The sequence below is a fragment of the Treponema sp. genome, assembly GCF_024696245.1.
Classification (GTDB): Bacteria; Spirochaetota; Spirochaetia; order Treponematales; family Treponemataceae; genus Treponema_D.
In genome coordinates this window covers 52,826-75,623 of sequence record NZ_JAILGZ010000084.1, presented here as the reverse complement: position 1 = coordinate 75,623, position 22,798 = coordinate 52,826, and the positions used below count along the sequence as shown (strand labels likewise).

Annotated in this window: 18 protein-coding genes; 13 read left to right on the top strand and 5 right to left on the bottom strand. The window is 39.4% G+C overall.

The features are described from left to right. Positions 1 to 396: 396 nt before the first annotated feature. Positions 397 to 2,016: a bifunctional anthranilate synthase component II/anthranilate phosphoribosyltransferase gene (locus K6D58_RS06290; RefSeq protein ID WP_296828726.1), complete on the top strand. Its 1,620-nt coding sequence runs from the start codon at positions 397 to 399 to the stop codon at positions 2,014 to 2,016. Positions 2,017 to 2,046: 30 nt separating this feature from the next. Continuing rightward, positions 2,047 to 3,582 (top strand): phosphoribosylanthranilate isomerase, encoded by a 1,536-nt coding sequence (gene trpF / locus K6D58_RS06285; protein ID WP_296828724.1) that lies wholly within the window; start codon positions 2,047 to 2,049, stop codon positions 3,580 to 3,582. A 6-nt stretch (positions 3,583 to 3,588) separates the two neighbouring features. Here the strand turns inward: trpF and K6D58_RS06280 are convergent, their stop codons facing one another. Both K6D58_RS06280 and K6D58_RS06275 read right to left on the bottom strand, forming a co-directional pair. Beyond that, a complete protein-coding gene (locus tag K6D58_RS06280) occupies positions 3,589 to 4,173 on the bottom strand; it encodes a hypothetical protein (RefSeq protein WP_296828723.1) in 585 nt (194 codons plus the stop codon). Between the two features lies 1 nt (position 4,174). Continuing rightward, positions 4,175 to 5,536 carry a glycosyl hydrolase gene (locus K6D58_RS06275; RefSeq protein ID WP_296828722.1) on the bottom strand — a complete coding sequence of 454 codons (1,362 nt, stop codon included), beginning with the start codon at positions 5,534 to 5,536 and terminating at the stop codon, positions 4,175 to 4,177. Positions 5,537 to 5,734: 198 nt separating this feature from the next. Here K6D58_RS06275 and K6D58_RS06270 point away from each other — a divergent pair, with 198 nt between their 5' ends. The 5 genes from K6D58_RS06270 (at position 5,735) to trpA (ending at position 11,683) form a co-directional block, all read left to right on the top strand. Beyond that, entirely contained in the window at positions 5,735 to 7,024 is a 1,290-nt protein-coding gene (locus K6D58_RS06270) for an ABC transporter substrate-binding protein (RefSeq protein WP_296828720.1), read from the top strand. Position 7,025: 1 nt separating this feature from the next. Then, the gene (locus K6D58_RS06265) at positions 7,026 to 8,858 is read left to right on the top strand and encodes a sensor histidine kinase (RefSeq protein ID WP_296828718.1); all 1,833 of its coding nucleotides are present in this window, start codon (positions 7,026 to 7,028) and stop codon (positions 8,856 to 8,858) included. Continuing rightward, on the top strand, positions 8,833 to 9,558 hold the full coding sequence (locus K6D58_RS06260; protein ID WP_296828716.1) for a response regulator transcription factor: 726 nt from the start codon (positions 8,833 to 8,835) through the stop codon (positions 9,556 to 9,558). The genes K6D58_RS06265 and K6D58_RS06260 overlap by 26 nt, the downstream gene beginning before the upstream one ends. A 90-nt stretch (positions 9,559 to 9,648) precedes the next feature. After that, positions 9,649 to 10,914, top strand: coding sequence for a tryptophan synthase subunit beta (trpB, locus tag K6D58_RS06255; protein ID WP_296828714.1), 1,266 nt, complete (start codon positions 9,649 to 9,651; stop codon positions 10,912 to 10,914). 10 nt (positions 10,915 to 10,924) lie between these two features. After that, entirely contained in the window at positions 10,925 to 11,683 is a 759-nt protein-coding gene (gene trpA, locus K6D58_RS06250) for a tryptophan synthase subunit alpha (protein ID WP_296828712.1), read from the top strand. Between the two features lie 117 nt (positions 11,684 to 11,800). Here trpA and rny read toward each other — a convergent pair whose 3' ends face one another. After that, entirely contained in the window at positions 11,801 to 13,330 is a 1,530-nt protein-coding gene (gene rny, locus K6D58_RS06245) for a ribonuclease Y (protein ID WP_296828710.1), read from the bottom strand. A gap of 170 nt (positions 13,331 to 13,500) precedes the next feature. Between rny and K6D58_RS06240 the strand changes: the two genes are divergently transcribed. The 3 genes from K6D58_RS06240 (at position 13,501) to tkt (ending at position 17,472) form a co-directional block, all read left to right on the top strand. After that, positions 13,501 to 14,958, top strand: coding sequence for a hypothetical protein (locus K6D58_RS06240; RefSeq protein WP_296828708.1), 1,458 nt, complete (start codon positions 13,501 to 13,503; stop codon positions 14,956 to 14,958). Between the two features lie 13 nt (positions 14,959 to 14,971). After that, a complete protein-coding gene (locus K6D58_RS06235; protein ID WP_296828706.1) occupies positions 14,972 to 15,442 on the top strand; it encodes a PTS sugar transporter subunit IIA in 471 nt (156 codons plus the stop codon). Positions 15,443 to 15,504: 62 nt separating this feature from the next. Beyond that, on the top strand, positions 15,505 to 17,472 hold the full coding sequence (gene tkt / locus K6D58_RS06230) for a transketolase (RefSeq protein WP_296828705.1): 1,968 nt from the start codon (positions 15,505 to 15,507) through the stop codon (positions 17,470 to 17,472). Between the two features lie 45 nt (positions 17,473 to 17,517). On the opposite strand, the gene K6D58_RS06225 is transcribed toward tkt, so the two are convergent. Continuing rightward, positions 17,518 to 17,943 (bottom strand): MarR family winged helix-turn-helix transcriptional regulator, encoded by a 426-nt coding sequence (locus tag K6D58_RS06225; RefSeq protein ID WP_296828703.1) that lies wholly within the window; start codon positions 17,941 to 17,943, stop codon positions 17,518 to 17,520. Between the two features lie 64 nt (positions 17,944 to 18,007). Between K6D58_RS06225 and K6D58_RS06220 the strand changes: the two genes are divergently transcribed. The 3 genes from K6D58_RS06220 (at position 18,008) to K6D58_RS06210 (ending at position 21,219) form a co-directional block, all read left to right on the top strand. Further along, complete coding sequence (locus K6D58_RS06220; RefSeq protein ID WP_296828701.1) at positions 18,008 to 18,826, top strand: YesL family protein; 819 nt, start codon at positions 18,008 to 18,010, stop codon at positions 18,824 to 18,826. Between the two features lie 130 nt (positions 18,827 to 18,956). Continuing rightward, positions 18,957 to 20,432: a glycine--tRNA ligase gene (locus K6D58_RS06215; protein WP_296828698.1), complete on the top strand. Its 1,476-nt coding sequence runs from the start codon at positions 18,957 to 18,959 to the stop codon at positions 20,430 to 20,432. 7 nt (positions 20,433 to 20,439) lie between these two features. Then, complete coding sequence (locus K6D58_RS06210; protein ID WP_296828696.1) at positions 20,440 to 21,219, top strand: aldo/keto reductase; 780 nt, start codon at positions 20,440 to 20,442, stop codon at positions 21,217 to 21,219. A 95-nt stretch (positions 21,220 to 21,314) separates the two neighbouring features. Here K6D58_RS06210 and K6D58_RS06205 read toward each other — a convergent pair whose 3' ends face one another. Further along, positions 21,315 to 22,571: an HD-GYP domain-containing protein gene (locus K6D58_RS06205; RefSeq protein ID WP_296828695.1), complete on the bottom strand. Its 1,257-nt coding sequence runs from the start codon at positions 22,569 to 22,571 to the stop codon at positions 21,315 to 21,317. Positions 22,572 to 22,798 lie beyond the last annotated feature (227 nt).

Here is a 22,798-nt window from a genome sequence, read left to right as displayed (position 1 = left end):
GCAGCAATTCCCCTTGATGCCTGACTGCCCCTGCAGTCAGGTGTTTAATAAAAAACGCATTTCAGTTAAATAGTTATATGTTACTATTGACACATCAAGGGAATCAGAATTGCGAGAGTCGCAGCAATTCCCCTTGATGCCTGACTGCCCCCGCAGTCAGGTGTTTATAAAAAAGAATTTTCTAAAATTTTTAAAATTACTATTGATAGAAACATAAAATTATTTTATACTGTTTCTATAAAAAGAAACACCCCCGATATAAATCTCTACCGGGGATTTTAAGGGGCCTTAAAGAAAAACATCCTGGCCCCTTAGGAGGATGGGGTGCGGCACAAGGAACTGTGACGCAGGGGAAAGGCTTTTCCCCCCTAAAAAAGATAAAAAGAGGAGTCGGCTATGATTGCATTTATTGATAATAAGGACAGTTTTACTTTTAATATTGTTCAGTCGCTGGAACGTGTGTCCGGAGATAAGGTTCAGGTTTTTCGTTCGGAGGAGGCCAGCCTTGCAGAAATTGAGGCTGCCAAACCTACTCATCTTGTAATCGGGCCTGGTCCTGGTACTCCTGCAGAGGCTGGTATTTCCATGGAGGCTATCCGTTATTTTGCCGGTAAGCTTCCTCTTCTTGGTATCTGTCTTGGTCATCAGGCAATTGGTGCTGCCTTTGGTGCAGATATTGTTGGTGCAAAATATATTCGTCACGGAATTGTTGAAGAAATAAAAACTGACGGCCGTGGTATTTTCCGTAACTCAGGTAACAAGTGTTCTTACACAAGATATCATTCTCTTGTAATTGATGAAAAAACTTTGCCTGCAGAATTTGAAGTTTCAGCCAGGGCTAAGGACGGTGATATCATGGGTATCCGTCATAAAACTATGGTAATAGAAGGAGTTCAGTTTCATCCGGAAAGCATGGCTTCGGAAAAGGGTGATGAACTTTTTAAAGCATTCTTAAAATACAGGAGAGAAAATATGTCTTATGCTTCACTTTTAAATCAGCTTATTGATGAAAAGAAACCTTTGTCCAGGGAACAGACAGAAGGTTTTATTGGTGAACTTGCTGAAGGTTCAATGGATGAAAAAGTTTCTTCTTCAGTTCTTACTGCAATGGCAGCCTGCGGTCTTCCTACTGCTGACGAAATGGCTGGTGCTGCAACTGCAATGCTTAAAAAGAAGACACCTTTCCCTCTTGAAAATCATGGTCTTGCAGAAATCGTAGGAACAGGTGGAGACGGTAAGGGTTCCTTTAATATTTCATCTTTGTCTGCAATTGTTGCTTCAAGCTGTGGTCAGCCAATGGCCAAGCATGGTAACAGGGCTGTTTCTTCTAAGTCCGGTGCTGCTGATTTTATTGAAGCTTTAGGTATTAACATTATGGCAGCTCCTGATAAAACTGCTTCCCTTGTTAAAAAGACAGGCTTTGGATTTTTAATGGCTCCTGTTTATCACTCGGCAATGCGTTTTGCAGCTCCTGTTCGTAAGGCTCTTGGAATCAAAACAATCTTTAATGTTCTTGGTCCTCTTTTAAATCCTGCAAATGCTGAATATGAAGTTCTCGGAGTTTATTCACCGGCTCTTCTTAAAGATTATGCTCATGCTGCAAAAGCTCTTGGTGCAAAACGTGTAATGGTAATTAATTCAGAAGATGGTTATGATGAAATCTCTCCTTGTGCTAAAACTCATGTTTACCAGATTGATGAAAAGGGAAACGAAAATCAGTATGTAATTGATCCTGCAAACTTTGGAATTACTGATGCTGTAGAAGAAGAACTCTATGGCGGCAACGGAAAGGATAATGCTGATCTTGCTATGGAAGTTCTTAACGGTAAGGGTAGAAAAACTATCCGCTATGCTGTTGGTCTTAATGCCGGTGCTGTTCTTTATCTTTCTGGAAAAGCCCGCAGTCTTAAAGAGGGATATGCCATGGCTGTAGAAGCAATGGATTCCGGAAAGACTCTTGCAAAGCTTAAGGAGATTCAGGCTGCCAGTCATGAACTTGATGACACAGCTGCTTAATTATTTATCTATTTGCCACCGGAGTTTTTTATGGCAGACATTCTTACAAAAATAGTAGACCACCGTCTTAAGGATATTGCAGAAAAGGGAATAGATTTTGGTATTGAACTTCCTGCAAAAAGGCAGCGTCTTGTTCATTCTTTTCTTCAGTCAAAGGGGGTAATCCTTGAAGTAAAAAGGGCTTCTCCCAGTAAGGGAGATATTGCACCGGATCTTGATTCCTATAAAACAGCTTTGTCTTATGCAAGCTGTGGGGCAGGGGCAATCAGCTGTCTTACAGAAAGCAATTACTTTAAGGGAAGTCTTAAGGATTTAATGAATGTCTGTCAGGCCGTCGATGAATATGAAAAGTCTGTCAGAAAACCAGGCCCTGCTGTATTAAGAAAAGATTTTATCGTAAGCGAAGAAGAAGTGGACATTGCCTACAGGGCTGGGGCAGATGCAGTTCTTTTAATCAGCCGTATTCTGCCGGAAGAAAAAATGATTGCCATGGCTAAGCGTGCTGCTTCTTACGGAATGACAAGTCTTATAGAAATTCGTTTAGAAGAAGATGTAGAAAAACTCCGTGCTGTTTCAAAAGAAGTAGAAAGCAACTATCTTGCCTGTGGTGTTAACAGCCGTGATCTTTCTGATTTTACAATTGATTTATTAAGGCCTTCTGCCCTGATGAATAAAATCAAGGATGTTCTTGGTAAGAATGCAAGGGTAATTTTTGAAAGCGGAATCCGTTCTCCTCAAAGTGCAGCTTTTGTTTCTTCCATGGGATTTGCCGGCTTACTTTTAGGAGAAGCTGCTGCAAAAAATCCTTCCATCAGGGAGTCTCTGGTTACATCTTTTGTTCATCAGAAGCCTGATGAAAATGCTGTCTTCTGGACTTCCTACTCACAGAATACTTTGCTTAAGAATAATAAAAAGTCACTTGTAAAAATCTGCGGCCTTACAAATAAGGAAGATGCTGTATTTGCTGCAGATAGTGGTGCTTCATTTTTAGGTTTTATTTTTTACGATAAAAGTTCACGTAAAGTTGATTCTGCTTGTGCTGAAAAAATTCTTGACCAGGTGGCAGAAAAAACTGATGCAATAAGGGCAGGTGTTATTGTAGATCCTGATGATAAGGAAGCCTGTGTTGCAATAGATCTTTGCCGCAGTGGAAAGCTTGATGTTTTACAGCTTCATACAAAGAACTGCATAGAAAAGTTTCTTTCAAATCCGTCTTTAAGGACTTTGCCTCATTATTGTGCAGTTAACCTTTCTTCTTCAGAAGATTTGTCTTTACTTGATGAACTTTTTGACATGGGTGAATGTCGTGTTCTTATTGATGCCTTTATTCCGGGAAGTGTTGGTGGTACAGGAAAAGAAATTGATGCAAGTCTTGTAAGGGCAGCTGCAAAAAAATATCCCCTCTGGCTTGCAGGTGGAATTAATCCTGAGAATGTCAGCCGCATAAATACTTCTTATTGCCCTGAATTAATTGATTTAGCCAGCGGAGTAGAAGCTTCTTCCGGAATTAAGGATAAAGAAAAAATAAGACAGCTCTTTGAAGAATTAAGAACTGCCTCTTTATAATTCTTTTTAGAAATATTCAGGAATGGTTTCATTTCCTTCGTTATCATAAAAAGAAATGTTTCTTAAATATATTTTTGTTCCACTTTCGTTAAGGTCCCTTACTCCCCCTATTGTAAAGAGGTAATCGGATTCTTTGCTTAGACCGGACAGATCGATTGTATACTGTTTAAAGTTTTTAGAAACATTGATTTCATTTTTCATTCCGTTATCAAAGTTCATATAAAAAGTTCCGTAAGAAGAAGCCTTTGCTTCAAAAGTAACTTTTTTTATTTTAGAAAGATTAAGTCTTGAACCGTCAGGAATACCATTGTTGTAACAGCCAAAGGAACCTCCCCACCATCCCACGCTGCCTACAGTTATGCAGCCTTTGTCATAATCAAGTGCAAATGTTGCCTCGTGATTTCCCCATTCGTTCTGCCATATCTGTACTCCGCATCCTGCAAAGGATGTAAAAAGTTTAACATTTTCTGAGACAAATTCTTCTGTAAAAGAACTTGTTTCTACTTTAACTTTTGAAGAGGTACAGGCGGTAAAGAGTATCAGTGAAGTTAAGCTTAATGATGCAGCCAGACTGATTATTTTTTTTGTCATTTTAATTCTCCTTCCTTTCAATTTTAAACCAGTAAAATTTTGCTTTCTTTGCATTTCCTTCTGTACTTATTTTTATCTGATGAATGCCTTTTGTCAGCTGTCCTTCAAGCTCTATGTCCTTCCATTTTGCTTTTGTTGAAGGAATGACTTTTTCTGCAATCATTATTCCGTCGCAGCTAACAGCATAAGCTTCTTCATCATCCGTAAGTATTCTCAATGTAAATTTGTAATCTCCGTCAGCAGGAATTTCTACTTTATATGAAGCAAATCTTTTATTCTTAAAGTTTCCCAGTTCAAGAGGAATCTCCTTAAATATCTTTTTATTTTTTTTATCACTTGCACAGGCAATTCCTACAGGTGTATTAAATCTTTCCCCATCATCGCATTTATTTCCTTTTTCCCTGTTGTAGTTGCTTGATGAGGAATAAGCACAGGCAGGAATTATCTGCTCTGTTTTGTATAATTTATCTTTGCTGACATCAGTCATGTAAAGATAAACCTGTCCAAGTTCCGTGAGTTTACCTTTTGAATTTATTTTTGTAAAAATAGAATTGTAAGGAATATTTTTAACCTGGGCATGAGACATAAACCATGCGTAACCTGCAACAATGTCTTCTGAATCCATAGCTTCAACTTTTTGTGTCATTGAAGAAATCTGTTCATATTTATCCTGATGAGGTATTTGATTTTGATCCTGATCCCATGCACAAAATTCTGTGAGAAGAACTTTTTTATTATAGCGGCTTCCATAGGTAGAGCAGAACCACATTACTGCAGAGGGATAATCCATATAACTGTGAAGGGCAAGATAATCATAGTGAGGTTCTTTTCCTTTATTTAGTTTTTTATATTCTTCGATAAATGTATCCATCCACATTTCTGGGCTTCCATAAACAATGCCGTCTGATAAAGGTTCAAAACCCCAGGTAAGGGCAGGAGAGGCAAGCTTTGTATTGAATTTTAAAGCAAGGGATTCAAGCTGCGGCCATTTTTCTGCTGCTTCTGCAGGGGTAAGTTCACAGCCTCCGTATTGTTTTTTCATCATCGGTTCATTAAAACCAAGAATACATTTAACGTTTTTGTGGGTAAAAAGATATTCTTCGGTTCTTTTAATCATGTCTTCAAAGTCTTCTCCTCCTCCCCATATCATTGGAAGAAAGTCAACGGCTTTTTCCGGTCCCAGTCCGCTGTCTCCTGGATTCTGATACCAGTTATAGCCCCAGCTGACATTTGAATTTTCAAGACAGCTTCTTTCTTTTTCTGAAAGACTGTTATAACAGAGTCCTCTTTTTGATGACAGGGATTGAGCTGACAGTGCATAAGTGAACATTGCAAATGTTAAAAATAATAAATGTCTTTTCATCGTATTCCTTCGTGATTGTTCTTATGCTTATTATCCATTTAGATTGAAATGAACGATAGATGTAAATTTTTTTTTCAGGTGTGCTTTTTTCGTTTAACTTATTTAAAAAAAATCAAAAAAAAATACACTTTTTATATGTAAAGTAGTCTTTTATGCCTTAAAATATAGGTATAAACTCAAATAAAGGTGTTCTTTTTAATGAAAACGGTGAAATATTTTTATTTATGTCTGCTGATTATTGCTGTTATTTTTACTGCAGCCGGCTGTAAGGAAGAAAAAAAGAAGAATAAGATAGTTCTTCATGTTTTTTCAAACCTGCCTGACAGGGAATCCGGTCAGGGGCTTATAGAGCAGATGATTATTGACGAATACATGAAGGAAAATCCCGGAGTGTCAATAACAGTAGAGGCTCTCGATGAAGCAGCCTTTAAGACAAAGTTTTATGTTTACTGTCATGAACGTATGCCTGATATTGTAAGTATGTGGGGACAGAGACCGGTTCTTGAGCAGGCTGTTAATTCCGGAAAGCTTCTGGAACTTAACAAGTCTGATTTCTGGAGCTTTGGTTTTAAGCAGCATTCCATGGACGGCTTTACAATGAACGGAAAGCTTTACGGTCTTCCCCGTAATACTGACATGGCCCTGCTTTTTTACAATAAAAAAATGTTTGACGCTTTTGACTGGGAACTTCCCCAGACTCTTGATGAATTAATTAAACTGTCAGTAGAAATTAAAGCTTTAGGTTTTATTCCTGTTTCCATGGACGGAAGCGACGGATGGCCTTTAATGATTTTACTTTCTGATATCTTTAATGATCTCGCAGGTAAAGAATACGCTGCTATTATTGATCATGCCATAGAGACTCATGATTTTTCTCATCCATATATAAGGGAAGCTCTGGAAATATTTTCTTACATTTGCAGTAAGAATATCTTTCAGGACAACTTTGCCCAGGATGATTACGGTGCTGCACAGAATACCTTTACTTCCGGAAAATCAGCAATGTTCTATATGGGAAGCTGGGCAACATCAATTGCTTCCAATTCCAATTATCTGAATGAAATCACACCTTACATTCACGCAGCAACTTTCCCCCTTGTAAAGGAAAATGCTCAGGGTAAAAATAATCTTCTTGCCTGGTACGGCGGCGGTTATGGAATATCTACTGACTGTGATTATAAGGAAGAAGCCCTTAATTTTATTAAATTTATGTTTGCCCCAAAAAGACTTTCAAAACTGGGGCTTGAAAATTCCGTAGGACTTTCTGCCCAGCATGAGATGGATTTTCTTGAATATGCCGAAACTCCATGTCTTATGGAACTTATAAATATTGCAGATAACGAAAGTTTATATTCTGGTACTCCTATTAATGACCGTTCAAATATTAAGTTTAAGTACATTACTGAATTTAATATCATACGCCTGGCTTCAGGTCAGATAACAGTTGAAGATTTTATACAAATGCTTCAGAAGGAAAACGTTTATTGACATGAAAGTTAAAAGTACAAGACGAAGTATTCGTAGAAAAGTAATAATATTCGGTTACAGGATTTTATCTCCCTTATTTCTCTTTATCGTTCTTTTTCTCTGTTTTCATTCTTTCCGGGCAAAATTCAGTGACATAAGGGATAAGTCAAAAACCAGTGCTCATAGTATAGCCCTTAACATGAAGCTCATGCAGGATGAAATCAAGCAGCTTTCTACTTACATTGGTGTTGATAATGATATAAGGTCTATTTTTCTTTCTGATAAAATAAACGAGATGAATGCAAATCCTATTCTCTGGATGGATGTTGCAAGAATAGAAAAGCTTCAGACTTTAATTGCCTTAAACGGAAACATAAAAAGCTTTGCCCTTTATCCGGAAAATGGAGTTCAGCCTTACCTCAGGGGTATGGATGGAACCGTAAACATTCATTCGGTAGAAGATGTGCGCAGGACAAGAGAATATGCCAGAACAATGAACAGTCTTTATGGAATGTACTGGTGTTCCGTTCCAAAAAGCCGTTTTGGTACTTTTGAAATTAACCGTCAGGATAAAATAGTTTTTTATCGTGAGATATATGGCATTTATGACAAGATACCTCTTTGTTTTATGGCCATAGCCCTTAACAGGGAACAGTTTAAGAAAATCTGCCAGGCTTCCATTACAAGCAGGGGAGAAAGCTGTATTGTCTTTAACAGTGATGGCGAAGAACTTTGTTCTATTGATAATTACAACAATGAGTTAAGAAAATATATCCGCAAAAATATAATTACTTCCTTTAATGAACAGAATAATTTTTTTAGTTTTTATTATAAGGGCAATTATGTTTCATGCTGCAAACTTGATGAATACGGTTCTGTTGTCTGTGATATAATTTCACTTAAGGCCTACAAGATTTTCTTTCTTCAGCAGTTCCTTATTTACCTTTATGTACTTATACTGATTTTACTTTCTTTATATGTTCTTCTTAAAATAATGTCCAAGTACATTACAAAACCTCTTTATAAACTTTCTGAAGGTATTACAAAATTTGCAGAAGGTGATTTTACCCAGCATGTAAAGATTTACGATGATGATGAAATCGGAGATGTTGCAAAGGCCTTTAATAAAATGGTTTCGGATATTCAGTCCCTGATTAACGAAAACTATGTTATTAAAATGAAGGAAAAGGAAAATGAACTTGCCAGCCTTCAGTCTCAGATTAATCCTCACTTCCTTTACAATACCCTTAATTCCCTTTACTGGCAGGCTGTAGATCACAATAACGAAACTCTGGCAGATAATATTTTTTCTCTCTCAAGATTGTTCCAGCTTGTTCTCAGCAGGGGTAAACAGGAGATTCTTGTAGAAAATGAATTTGAACTTATTGAACGCTATCTTGAAGTTCAGAAAATGAGGTTTAACACAAAACTTCAGTATGCTATTCTTCTTGATGACAGGATAAAAAAGCAAAAGTTCTCCAAGCTTCTTCTTCAGCCTTTTGTAGAAAATTCAATTGAACATGGATTTTCAAACAAAACATCAGAATGCAACCTTATGATTAGCGGAAAACTTGTTGATGACAGAATGGTTTTTGAGATTAAGGATTCCGGAATCGGTATGTCCCAGGAAGATATTCAGTCTCTCTTTACCGGAGAAAAAAAGGTGGATCATAACCGGGTGGGCGGTTATGCAATAAAAAATATCATTGACCGTATTAAGATTCTTTACGGCGATGAAGGAATAGTTCAGATTGACAGCGTTCCTGGTGAAGGAACTTCTGTAAAAATAACTGTGCCGTTCAGTGAGGATTTAACGGCAGGAGAAAATGATGGCAAAGAAAATTCTGATAGCTGATGACGAAGAGCTTGTACGTTCAAGTTTACACAGGTACATTAAAAATCATTGTCCTTCAGTTGAACAGGTCTTTGAAGCCGGAGACGGTGGAAGTGCAATTGAAATGATTATTAAGAATATTCCTGATATTGTCATTCTTGATGTCCAGATGCCTGTTTATACAGGAATCGATGTTATGCGTCTTACTAAAGAAGCCGGTCTTGCTCCTGTCTTTATTATTCTCTCCGGCTATAATGACTTTGAGTATGCCCAGCAGGCCATGCATTATGGTGCAAAGGAATACATTATGAAACCTGTAAAGGCTTCCCAGCTTGCTGATCTTGTAAACAGCTTTGCATCTAAACAGACTGTAAAGGATGAAGTCATTTCTCCGGATAAGAGATCTTCCATTACCAGGGCGGCAGTTAAATATATTGATGATCATTATTCAGAAAATATTTCCCTTTCTGTAGTAGCAGGTAAACTTGGACTTTCTGCAAGTTATCTTTCTACAAAATTTTCTCAGGACATGGGTATGGGCTTTGTTGATTATGTAAATAAGGTCCGCATAGAAAAAGCATGTCTTTACCTTAAGCATGGTTACTACAAGGTTTATGAAATTTCAGAAAAGGTTGGTTTTAATGATACAAAATATTTCACCAAGCTTTTTAAGAAAATTACCGGTTCAACTCCAAAGAAGTACATGCAGGGAGAAGAATAAAAGAAAACTTTCTGTTTCATAATGTTGACACGTTTTTTATATAATGTTACTATTTATAGAAACATAAACAGTATGAAACAGGAGTAATATATGTCACATTCAGATAACGGATTTTTCGGTCAGTTTGGCGGAAAATATGTAGCTGAAGTTTTAAGGCGTCCACTTGATGAACTTGAAACTGAATTCCGCAAGGCCATGTCCGATCCTTCCTTTACACAGGAATTAGAGGAAATCCAGCGGGATTATATAGGAAGGGAAACCCCTCTTTTACATGCAGCAACTGCCAGTAAGATTTTAGGCGGTGCTCAGATTTACATTAAACTTGAAGGTCTTGCAAATACAGGTGCCCACAAAATCAATAATGCAATAGGTCAGTGTCTTCTTGCCAGGCGCATGGGAAAAAAGCGTATTATTGCAGAAACCGGAGCCGGTCAGCATGGAGTTGCTACTGCAGCTGCCTGTGCCAAACTGGGCCTTGACTGTACAGTTTACATGGGAGAAGTTGACGTACGCAGACAGCAGCCTAATGTTGCCGCTATGGAACTTTATGGAGCAAAAGTACATGCCGTAACTTCCGGAAGCCGCACTTTAAAGGATGCCGTAAACGAAGCTATGCGTGACTGGGCTGCAAATCCTGATACAACTCACTATGTTCTTGGCAGTGCTTTAGGACCTGCTCCTTTCCCGGATATGGTCAGGGAATTTCAGAGTGTTATCGGTAAGGAAGTAAAAAAGCAGATTGCAGAACGAAATCTTGATGTAGAAGCCCTGATTGCCTGTGTAGGCGGCGGTTCAAATTCCATAGGATTCTTTGCACCTTTTGTAGATGAAGATTCCCCACGCCTTATTGGTGTAGAAGCCGGTGGTATTGGTCCTGATGTTGGTCAGAATGCCAGCCGTATGACAGGAAATGCCAGCCGTGACGGTATTCTTCAGGGATATAAAAGCCGTTTTCTTCTTGATGATGACGGACAGGCCCTTCCTACAAGATCAATCAGTGCAGGTCTTGATTACTGCGGTATCGGTCCTCAGCTGGCAGCCCTTGGAAAAAGCGGCCGTATTGAATTTACTTCTGCCCTCGATAAAGAAGCTCTTGAAGCCGTAAAGTTTTTTGCAAAAAATGAAGGTGTTCTCTTTGCCCTGGAAAGTGCTCATGCAGGTGCTCAGGCTATTAAACTGGCACCAACTCTTCCTTCAAGCAAGGCAATTATTATTAACATGAGCGGAAGGGGAGACAAGGATGTCTTTATTACAAGTCCTGTATTCCGTCTTGAAAAATGGCTGGACTTCCTTCATGCAGAAATTGAACGTCTTGAAGAACATAAAGACATTCACGAAGCAAAGATTATGGGTTAAGGAGAATTGTATGTGTGCAAAAATAAATTTAATGAGTCATCTTGTAGCAGGTTATCCTTCTGATGACCTTGCTTTTACTGCAGCTAAGGCTCTTGTTGATGGTGGTGCAGATATTCTTGAAATACAGCTGCCATTTTCTGATCCAAGTGCAGATGGTCCTGCAATTCAGGGTGCATGTACAGAAGTGTTAAAAAGGTCTTACAGAACAGCTGATGGTCTTGCCTTTATAAAAAAGGTACATGAAGCTTATCCTCAGATTCCAATTTATCTTATGAGTTATGGCAGTCTTGTTTATACTCCAGGGGTAAAAAAATTCTGTAAAGTGGCTGCTGAAGCTGGAGTTAAGGGAATGATTATTCCGGACCTTCCTTTTGATTTTGATGAAGGATTAACTGAAGCCTGTAAAGAAAATGGAATGGTAAATATTCCTGTAGCAGCACCTTCAATGTCTCAGGAGCGCCTTGCAAAAATGGCTGATGCCGGATTCCCTTATATTTATGCTGCATTACGTACAGGTATTACAGGAAGTGATACTTCTATAGATCAGGCTACCATGGATTTCCTTAATAAGGTTAGTGCAGGCGGCAGTAAAGTTTACGGTGGTTTTGGTATTTCCAGTGGTAAACAGTCCGGAGCTTTAGCAGGTCATGTAGAAGCTGTAGTTGCAGGAAGTGTTTTTGTCCGTCTTATTACAGAAAATGCAGATAACAAGGAAGTTCTTTATAAAGCTGTAAGGGCAAAGGCAGAAGAAATTACAGCGGGTGTATAAATTAATTTCCGCTGTATAATCCCAGCCTTAAAGTAGAAGAATTGATATCCATTAAAAAGCCCTGCTTGTGGATTCTCACCATAAGCAGGGCTTTTTAATGTATTGATTATAATCAGGTTATCTTGCGTATTCGATAATACGTGTTTCCCTGATCATTGTTATACGGATTCTTCCAGGATAACGAAGATCGGTTTCAATCTGCTTTGCAATCTGTTTTGCAAGATCCTTAACCTGATTGTCAGGAATCTTTTCGTTATTAACAAGAATGCGCAGTTCACGTCCAGCCTGAATTGCGTAAGCCTGTTCAACCCCTTCAAACTTTCTTGCAGTTTCTTCAAGGTTTTCAAGACGCTTAACGTAATTATCTACGGTTTCACGGCGTGCACCAGGGCGGGCTGCACTGATAGCATCTGCAATCTGTACGATTACAGCTTCTATTGTCTGTGCTTCCACATCATTATGATGGGCTGCAATAGCATTTACGACCTTAGGATCTTCTCCCATCTTTCTTGCCATTTCTGCACCAACTTCTGCATGGTTCTGGTCACTGTCGTTTTCTGCACCCTTACCAATATCGTGGAGAAGGGCTGCACGTTTTGCAAGTTCCCTGTTTGCTCCAACTTCTGCTGCAAGTATGCTTGCAAGTTCTGCAACTTCCTTAGAGTGGGTAAGTACGTTCTGTCCGTAACTTGTCCTGAAGTAGAGGCGTCCGATTGCCCTGAGTCCATCCTGATTCATATTGTGGATGCCAAGGTCAAAGAGGGCTTTTTCTCCTTCTTCGTAAATCTTCTGCTGGATTTCCCTTGTTACCTTCTGTACGATTTCTTCAATGCGTGCAGGGTGAATACGGCCGTCTGTAATAAGACGCTCAAGGGCTACACGGGCAATTTCCTTACGTACTGGATCAAAGCAGCTGATTACTACTGCTTCCGGTGTATCGTCAATAATGATGTCAACACCTGTAAGTGTTTCAAGTGTACGGATGTTGCGGCCTTCACGTCCGATAATACGGCCTTTCATTTCGTCACTTGGAAGTGAAACTGTTGTTACTGTAAGGTCACCTGTGGTTTCTGTAGCAATTCTCTGAATTGCAGCAACAAGTACTTCCTGAGCCTTTTTTTCTGCTGTAAGCTGGGCTTCCTGATCAATTTTGTTAAGAAGGGCCTGAGCATCATGTCTGGCATCGTTTTCAAGATTTTTAATAATCAGGGCTTTTGCTTCTTCTGCAGTAAGTCCGGAAATTCTTTCCAGTTCTGAACGGAGTTTTTCTTCCTCAGCCTTCATAACTGCTTCCCTTTTGTCCATTTCTGCTGAACGCTGGGCAGCTTCCCTGTCACGTTTTTCGAATTCCTGGCTTTTCTGTTCCAGAAGTTCTTCCTTTTTGTTAACACGGCTTTCAAAACGCTGTAATTCGGCCCGTCTTTCCCTGTTCTCCCGTTCCTGCTGGTTCCGGTCTTGAATGAGTTGTTCTTTTGCCTGAAGGAGAATCTCTTTTTTCTGAGCTTCTGCTTCTTTTATTGCATCCTGCTTCACTCTTACTGCTTTCTGTTCTGATGCAGTAAGCTGAAATCTGGCGTATATCCAGCGAAAAATCCATCCAAGTAGAACACCTGCAACGGGGAGAATGATGTAAATTGCATAACGCATTTAATTTCTCCTTAGTCACATAAATTTTTTAAATCTAATTAGAATGTATACTAATAGAAGAATTTGATATTGTCAAATGAAAAGAATTTCAGTATTTTGTCCCATGTGTCTCTTTTTTACGGGACAGCAGCCATTTTGAATTTCATTAAAACTGCATTAAAATTATGGACATGCCGGAGAAAAAACAGGAGCTTGTAAACAGGTTCCTAAGGACTTTTACACATTATTTTACTCTTAAGGATATGACACGTATCTTCCTTTCTCTTGGAATTAAGGCAAAAGAACAGGAAGTAAGGGAATTTCTTGACTCCAATCCCTATGTTTTTTCACTTGAAAGGGAAATGTATATTACCAAGGCCGGCGCATTTACAGGAAAACTTTTCAGTATTCATCCTACTTCCAGGGAATTTGACCAGAAAATGGTAGTAATAGGCCACAGGTGCATTCCCTTTGTTAATAACGAGATAGCACCATCTGCAATTTCTTTTTTTAGTGACGGCCAGATGCTTAAATCCGTAAAAGGCAGCTTTGATTCCCAGACTGTACTGGGGTTTTACAGCCTTTTTGGAGAAGAATATGCCCCTCAGTATGTAGCAGCAGATCCTGCCAATGCAGAATTTAATCTTGTAGTTTCTGATTTTGAACTGCCTCCACGAATATTTGCTACAGGTTTTGATATCACTCCGCTTATAGAAAAACACGGCTTTTCCAGGGGAGACAGGCTTTTATGCAGTGTATCTGACTGGGATAACTGCTGCGTTAATGTAATGGTCTGTCATGAAGACGGAAATTTTGTAGAAAACAAGTCTTCTGATGCCAGGGTAAAGTGGTATTCAAATCTTGAAGAGCATCTCATAAACAGTTTTGACCGTCATGGTCCCTGTGACAGTATAGAAAGTCAGCTTGAAACCGTTTTTTTTGAACATGCAGACCAGCTTTGCATATACCAGTGCGGTTCCATAAGTGAATACATAGAGCGCCATGCCAGAAAGGTTGGAATTGAATTCTTCGGCGTAGAAACCCGTCTCTGGAAAAAGGGAGAGACGGTTCCTGCTGTAGGTCCCTGGAATAAGGGAGACTTTACTGACCCTCAGAAATATCCTGCAAGAAAACATTCATTCTGGGCTACACCGGACTTTATTTTTGACCAGTATATCCTGGATATGTTTTTCAGGAGGGAAAAGGACTGTTCCCTTATAATTCCCCGCATGTATCCTTCAGAAAAATACCTCAATCAGAATTACCGTGAAGAACTGTTGTTGCTATTGGAATCCCGAAGTGCTATACTCTCCGAAGAATACAACTGGTTTGCTGACAGGTCTGCAGGTGAATTGAGGCAGAAAGCTCTGGATCTTTATACCAGGGTTTCTGAACTGGTTTTTAAGATAGATTCTTTTGTAACCGGTCTTGAAAAATTCCCTCAGCAGGAGCTGGTAATACTTTCCCAGCTTTACAGTCATGTAACCCATCTTCTTCAGGTTATTTCAGATAATCCTGATATAGAAGGAGAAGTTGGTGATTTTCTTCTTTCAGTTGACGGAATGAACTGGAATTTTGAAGAGGTCAGGGGTATTCTTGAAGACGCAGTTGATAAAAACCGACACGACAGGTTTAAAGTTATAAAATGAGGTTTAGTTAATTATGCAAAGTAATGCTGATGTTACCGGTCTTCTTAAGAGGGGTGGGGTTGTAAAGAATGTAGAAGGTTCTACCCTGGAAGAAATCTATGGTTACATTGCAGAGCGGGCCAGGCTGCCTGACGAAGTTACTCCCCAGGTTTTTGCTGAAGAGCTTCTTATGAGGGAAAGGGTTCTTAGTACTGCAGTTGGAAATTCCCTTGCTATTCCTCATCCGAGACGAACCCTTATTAAAAATCCTGACAACGAAAGAATAATTGTCTGCTATCTTAAGAATCCTCTTGATATGCACGCTCCTGATTCTTTTAGTGTACATACTCTTTTTATTGTATTATCCAGTTCAGCTCATGCTCACCTGGAAGTTCTTTCTTCCCTTGCCAAGCTTTTCAGAAGCAGGGATTTTATCAGATTCCTTGCCATGAAGCCGGATTCAGAGCAGCTGATCAGAAAAATAGAAGCCCTTAAGCTTCTTTAAAGTTCTGTCATTAATTTAAAGACATTAAATATATTGTTTAATATTTTCATAAGGAGAATTTTATGAACACTAAAGCTATTGAAGCAACAGCGCTTTCAATCAGAAGCCTTTCAATGGATGCAATTCAGAAGGCAAACTCAGGTCATCCTGGCCTTCCTCTTGGTGCAGCTGAACTTGCTGCAGTTCTTTATGGAGAAATAATGAAGCATAATCCTGCTGATTCAAAATGGGTTGATCGTGACCGTTTTGTTCTTTCTGCAGGTCATGGTTCAATGCTCCTTTACAGCATCCTTCACCTTGCCGGATATAAAATTTCAATGGATGATATTAAAAATTTCCGCCAGGTTGGTTCAATCTGTGCAGGACATCCTGAAGTAGGACTTACAGATGGTGTAGAAGCAACTTCTGGTCCTCTTGGTCAGGGTATTGCCCTTTCTGTAGGTATGGCTATTGCAGAAACCATGCTTGCAGCCCGCTTTAATACAAACAGTCATAAAATCGTAGACCACTATACATACACTCTGGTTGGAGAAGGCTGTCTTGAAGAGGGTGTTTCTTCAGAAGCATGTTCCCTTGCCGGAACCCTTAAGCTTGGTAAGCTTATCGCTTTCTATGATGAAAACAAGATTTCTATTGACGGCTGTACTGACATTACTTTTACAGACGATATTGAAAAGCGCTATCTTTCTTACGGATGGCAGGTTCTTCGCGGAAGCATGTACAATGTTGGAGAAATTGCTGACCTTGTACGCATTGCAAAGGCAGAAGAAAACAAACCTACACTTATTATCCTTAAGTCTGTAATCGGAAAGGGTGCTCCAAAAGAAGGTACAGCAGATGTACACGGTGCTCCTCTTGGTGCAGAAGGCTGTGCAGAAGCAAAGAAAAACCTTGGTCTTCCAGAAAACGAACAGTTCTACGTAGTTCCAGGTGTATATGAATACTTTGAAGAAGTACGTAAGAATGCTGCGGCTGCAGAAGCTGAATGGCAGGCTGAATTTGATGCATGGGCTAAAGAAAATCCTGAACTTGCAAAAAAATGGGATGCATACTGGAAGGGAGAAAAAACTGCAGAAGTTGAAGCTCCTTCATACAAAGCCGGTGATAAACTTGCTACCCGTGATGCTTCAGGAAAGAGCCTTAACTGCATGGCAGACAGCTATGAATGGCTTGTAGGTGGTTCTGCAGACCTTCAGGGACCAAACAAGACTAAGCTTAAGAACGATGGCGGTACATATACTCCGGAAAACCGCAAGGGCCGTACAATTGAATACGGTATCCGTGAATTTGCAATGAGTCAGGTAATGAGCGGTATTAACCTTCATGGTGGTCTCCGTGCCTTTGGTGCAACCTTCCTTGTATTCAGTGATTACCTCCGTGGTTCACTCAGGGTTGCAGCCCTCAGCAATATTCCTAATATCTATATCTTTACCCATGACTCAATTTATGTAGGAGAAGACGGTCCAACTCACCAGCCTACAGAAACTTATGCAGCCCTCCGCTGTATTCCAAACGTACAGTTCCTTCGTCCGGGTGATGCAGAAGAAAGTCAGCTTGCATGGGAAATGGCAATGGAAAGCAAGGATCACCCTGTTGCAATGGCATTTACCCGTCAGGGAATTACTGTTTACGAAAAGGCCGACAAGGACTGGCGTAATACAGCAAGGAAGGGTGCTTATGTAGTACAGGAAGGTTCAGATTCTCCTGACATTACAGTTGTTGCTACAGGTTCAGAAGTAGAAATGTCCCTTAATGCAGCAAAACTTGTTCCTGGTAAGACTATCCGTGTTGTTTCTGTTATTGATAAGAATCTTTTTGAAAGTCAGAGTGAAGACTTCCAGAAGAAGATTATTGGTAATGCAAAACGCGTTGTAGTTGCAGAAGCCGGTTCAAGAATGGGATGGGAAGGTTATGCTAAGAAGGCTGACCTCTTTACCATCGACCGCTTTGGTGAATCAGGACCAGCTGCAAAAGTAGCAGAAGATCTTGGCTTTACATCAGAAAAGCTTGCTGAACTTCTTAAAAAATAAGTTCTAAATTATTACAGAGGCCCTGGAAGTGATTCCGGGGCTTTTTTATTCCAGATTGTCAGAAAGCCTTGCCAGAAGTTTCATTAATTCTTCCTGTTCATTTTTACTGAAGCCCTTCCAGCAGATATCCATAAGCTGGCGGGAAAGACTGTCAGTAAACATTTTATATTCCCTTCCTTTGTCAGTAAGGTAGATAAGCTTGGACCGGCTGTCCTGCTGATTTGTTTCCATTTGTACAAGACCTTCCTGTATAAGCTTTTTTATTAAGGCTGTTGTAGTTGATTTGGTACGGTTTATTCTTTCTGCAATGCTGCCCATGGTATGTTTTTTTCCGTCTGATAAAAGAAAAAGTATAAAGCCGTGGGAAGAGACAAAGCTTCCTTTTGAAGACAGTTTTTTATTTGTGAGTTCAGCACTTTTTGTATGAATGTGAGATATAAGGTTTAATACCTGATTTTTAGAATATTCCATAAATAAAGACTATAACACTTATCTTGTGTTGACGGCAAATAATAAAATCAGTAAATTTTTTAACATGTTTAAGTTTTTTCTTGTTAAAAATTTTGTTGATGTTTGGGAAAACATTTTTCATGTAATTCTTCTGAATGTTTTCATGATGATTGTTTCTCTTGCTTTAGTTCTTGCCTGGTTTTTACAGGGCTTTTTCTCTGCCGGAACATTTCTTACCCTTGTAATTTATTTTGCCTTTGTAACAGTTATTTCCGGAATAATTTTTACCCTTCTTTTTGCGGAAGGAAAAAATGCAGCTGCTGCTTCAAGGTCAGAGGGTGTTTCTTTTGGCTCTTTCTTTAAGTCCCTTCCTTCTTCTTTTACTGATGGAATAAAGGCCGGTCTTATTTTTACCCTCTTTTTTGCCGTTGCAAGGTACAGCATTCCTTATTATATAAAGTCCTTTTCTTCTACAGGAAATTTTGTATTCCTTCTTCTTGCAGCCTTTATTTTCTGGTTTATTGTAGTTACGGTTTTAAGCCTTCAGTATCTTATTCCGGTAATGAGCCTTATGAATAATTCACTTTTAAAAAGCTTAAAAAAATCATATATACTGTTTTTTGATAATACTCTTTTTTCAATCGGGCTTTTTATCCTTAATCTTATAAGTGCAGCACTTTCAGTTGTAACTTTTGGCCTCGCCCCGGGATTCTGCGGAATTATTTTTAATTCAACAAATGCATTAAAAATCAGGCTTTATAAGTATGACTGGCTGGAAGTAAATCCCCAGCTTTCTGCAAAAGAAAAAAAGGATGTACCCTGGAATGAGCTTCTTGTAAAGGAAAAGGAAATTCTTGGTTCCCATCCAATTAAGAATGCCCTTATGCCATGGAAGCAGCGTTAGGCTCTGTTTTTCTGGCAGTAAGGAAACTTCTCTAGGGAAATTCCTCTACTTTTCAATTACGAACCTTTATGATAATATCTTGAATATTTAAGACCGTTACAAACCTGTAACGGAACAGGAGAATATAAAAATGGCAAACGAAAAAGATACCCACGCATGTACCCTTGACAAAATCATTTCCCTCTGTAAAAGAAGGGGTTTTGTTTATCAGGCTTCAGAAATCTATGGAGGACAGGCAGGTGCCTGGGATTATGGTCCTCTTGGTGTAGATTTTAAGCGTAATATTCAGAATGCATGGTGGAAATATATGACCCAGCTTCATGATGATGTTGTTGGTCTTGATTCAGCAATTTTCCAGCACCATACAACATGGAAGGCTTCTGGTCACGTAGATCACTTTTCAGATCCAATGGTTGACTGTCTTGAATGTAATGCCCGCCATCGTGCAGATAAACTTATTGAAGACTGGTGTGCATCCCATGACTTTAAAACAGACAAGCCTGTAGACACAATGTCTCACGAAGAAATGAAGGCTTTTATTGATGAACATATTAACTGTCCTACCTGTGGAAGTACAAACCGCAAGTATACTGCAGTACGTGAATTTAACCTTATGTTCAAAACTTATCAGGGACCTATTGCAGATGAATCTCATCTTATTTATCTCCGTCCAGAAACCTGTCAGGGTATTTTTACTGACTTTAAGAGCATCGTTCAGTCAAACCGCATGAAGATTCCTTTTGGTGTTGCTCAGGTTGGTAAATCTTTCCGTAATGAAATTATTTTTAAGAACTTTATTTTCCGTACCTGTGAATTTGAACAGATGGAAATGGAATATTTCTGTAAACCTGGTACAGAAGACGAAACTTTTGACAGATGGAGAAAGGACCGCTGGAACTTCTACCTTAAGTACGGTATTGCAGAAAAGAACCTTAAGTGGCATCACCATGACAAGCTTGCCCACTATGCAAAGGATGCTTACGATATTACTTACAATTTCCCTATTGGTTTTGAAGAAGTAGAAGGTATTCACAGCCGTACAGACTTTGACCTTTCACAGCACATGGAATATTCAAAGAAAGACATGAACTACATTGATCAGGAAGACGGAAACAAACGCTACATTCCTTATGTAGTAGAAACATCTGCCGGTCTTAACCGTAACTTCCTTATGTTCCTTTGTGAAGCTTATGAAGAAGAAAATGTTGGTACAGACGGAAAAGATGATTATCGTACAGTACTTCACCTTGATCCACGCCTTGCACCTGTTACTGTAGCCGTTCTTCCTCTTATGAAGAAAGACGGTCTTGCAGAAAAAGCTAAGGAAATCCAGCACCTTCTTAAGGAAGATTTTGTTACTGATTATGATCTTTCTGGTACAGTAGGTAAGCGTTACCGCCGCCAGGATGAAGTTGGTACTCCATACTGCGTAACTGTTGACTACGATACAATCAACGAAAAGAACGAAGATGGTTCTGCTAATCCAAACTTCAATACTGTAACAGTACGTTTCCGTGACAGCATGAAGCAGGAAAGGGTTGCCCTTAGTGAACTTACAATGTTCATTCAGAAAGCAATAAAAGAATATAAGCCGGTACAGAGATAATAACCAGATGGAATTCGTTACCCTTGGAAAAACGAATCTTCTGGTTAGCCGCACTGCCTTTGGGGGAATGAGCCTGGACTGTAAGGAAATAGAGTCCGCTCCTGACCCTGAAGAAATGGTGTGTGCCCTTGTTCACCAGTCTTATGCTGCAGGAATTAATTTTTTTGATGTAGCCAGATCAAAACCTTTGTGTGAACAGCGTCTTGCCAGAGCCCTTCACGGCATCAGGTCCAACGTTTTTCTTGCAAGTAAAACATCTTCACTTACCCCGGATGGTATTCAGAAGGATATTGATTTAAGTCTTGAGTCTCTTGATACGGATACAATTGATCTTTATCAGGTTGAATGTGATTCAGAAGTACCTGGGCTTAACTGCAGTGATGAAGGATATAAAAAACTTCTTTCCCTTAAAGAAGAGGGAATCGTTTCTCATATAGGTCTGGCAACTTATAATCATCAGACAGCCTTAGAAGCAGTTAAAAGCGGACTTTACGAAACAGTTCAGTTTCCTTTTAACATGCTTACAGAAGCTGGGGTCCTGGATATTGTAAAGCTCTGTGCTCAAAATGATACCGGCTGTATAGCTATGCAGCCTTTAAATGGCGGCGTTTTAAGCAATATACCCCTGGCCTTTGGTTTTCTACATCAGTATGAAAATGTTGTACCTGTATGGGGCGTTCATACTCAGAATGAACTTGACCAGCTTCTTTACTTTAATTCTCATCCCCCTGTAATTGATGAAAAGTTTCAGGCAGAGGTAGAGAAGGTAAGGGATTTCTTTAACTGATTCCAATAAGTGATTTTTTAAGAAGTAATTTGTTTTGTTTTTACAGAAGATCCGTTTATTACTGAATATAAACCTTCAGGAATAGACGGATTTTTTTATTTTTTCATTGCTGCAAGGAAGTCTTCAGTTTCTTTTTTATTCATTGCCCTTACAATTTTTATACCGTTGTCACTGGTCTGAATCTTTCCTTCCGGACTGTTATCACCTGCAATCTGAACAACAGGGTTTTTAGGGTCAGTAGGATTGGTATCTACAACCTGGGCAATCTTTCCGTTAGAAAGGTAAACATAAGAACCTATAGGGAAAATGGAAAGTGTAACAAGAAGTGCTTTAAGTACAATAGGGTCGTAAGCATTGTTGTCATTTTTAAGCAGTTCAACCATTGCAGCGTAAGTATTGCGTTCATCCTTGTAAGTTCTTGGGGCTGTAATTGCTTCAAAGGAACAGGCAACGGAAATAATCTTTGAGTAAAGTGAAATCTTATCTCCTGTAATGTGTCTTGGATAGCCGGATCCGTTTTCCCTTTCGTGGTGTTCCAGGGCAGCCAGCTGTATGCTTAATGGAAAGTTTGCTTCCTTAAGGATGTTATAGCTGATAATAGGATGAGTATTCATCTGAGCTTTTTCGCTGGCGGTAAGTTTGTGGTCCTTCATGTAAAACTGCGGAGGAATCCTTATCTGTCCTATTTCGTGAAGAATTGTAGCTGTTGCCAGTTCTACCAGTTTTTCTTCCGGCATATTAAGCCTGATGGAAATGGCAGTTGCTATTACTGCAGAACGGATTGAATGGCTGATAATCATGTTTTTTACATAACTTTCTTCACTAGGAGAAACCCTGAGCATGGTCTGCTGGTTTTCTTTTACAAACTTAACGAATCTTGAAACAGTGTCCATGATTTCCTTAATGTTAAGTTTTTTATGACTGGCATAGTGCATAAAAATCCAGTGGATGTATGTCATGTAGGAATTGTATACGTTTCTAACGGCTTCTATTTTGTCATCCTTACATTCATCTACTTTTGCCGTAAGCTCTGCAAGCTTTGCCTTTATTGCCGTAAGGGCAGGATTTTCTTCTTCGTCAATAAAATCTGAAGTAATGTCTGAGGTTTCCAGTTCTATGTGTGGTGCAGCTTTTACTGCCTGAGGTTTTTCCTGAACATCTTCTTCTGTAAATGTACTGCCGCTTTCTTCCTGACTTTCTTCAAGTTCCGTAAACTGCCATTCAGTAAGGGCCTTAATAAGATCATCAGTAATAGGACATGGTGGAAGGGTTACCAGAAAGAGAGAATCAAGTTTTAATGCTGTTTTGTGGCAGTCTCCTGCCTTCAGGGAAGCTATCTGCAGATTTTCCATAGAATACCTCAGATTTCTTATCGGCATGAATGGGTATTTTCTTTAATCAGCCAGGGCTTTTAAAACAAAGAAAAGGCCCCGGAAAACTTCCACATGGGCCTCTTCGGATGGAGATATGAATTACACAAGGCACGGGCGTCTGGATGTCGTAATGACCGTCCGTACTTCATTGTCTGTCCACTCTCAGCGTGACTGTTATCACAGTACTCTTTTATTATCGGACCCGG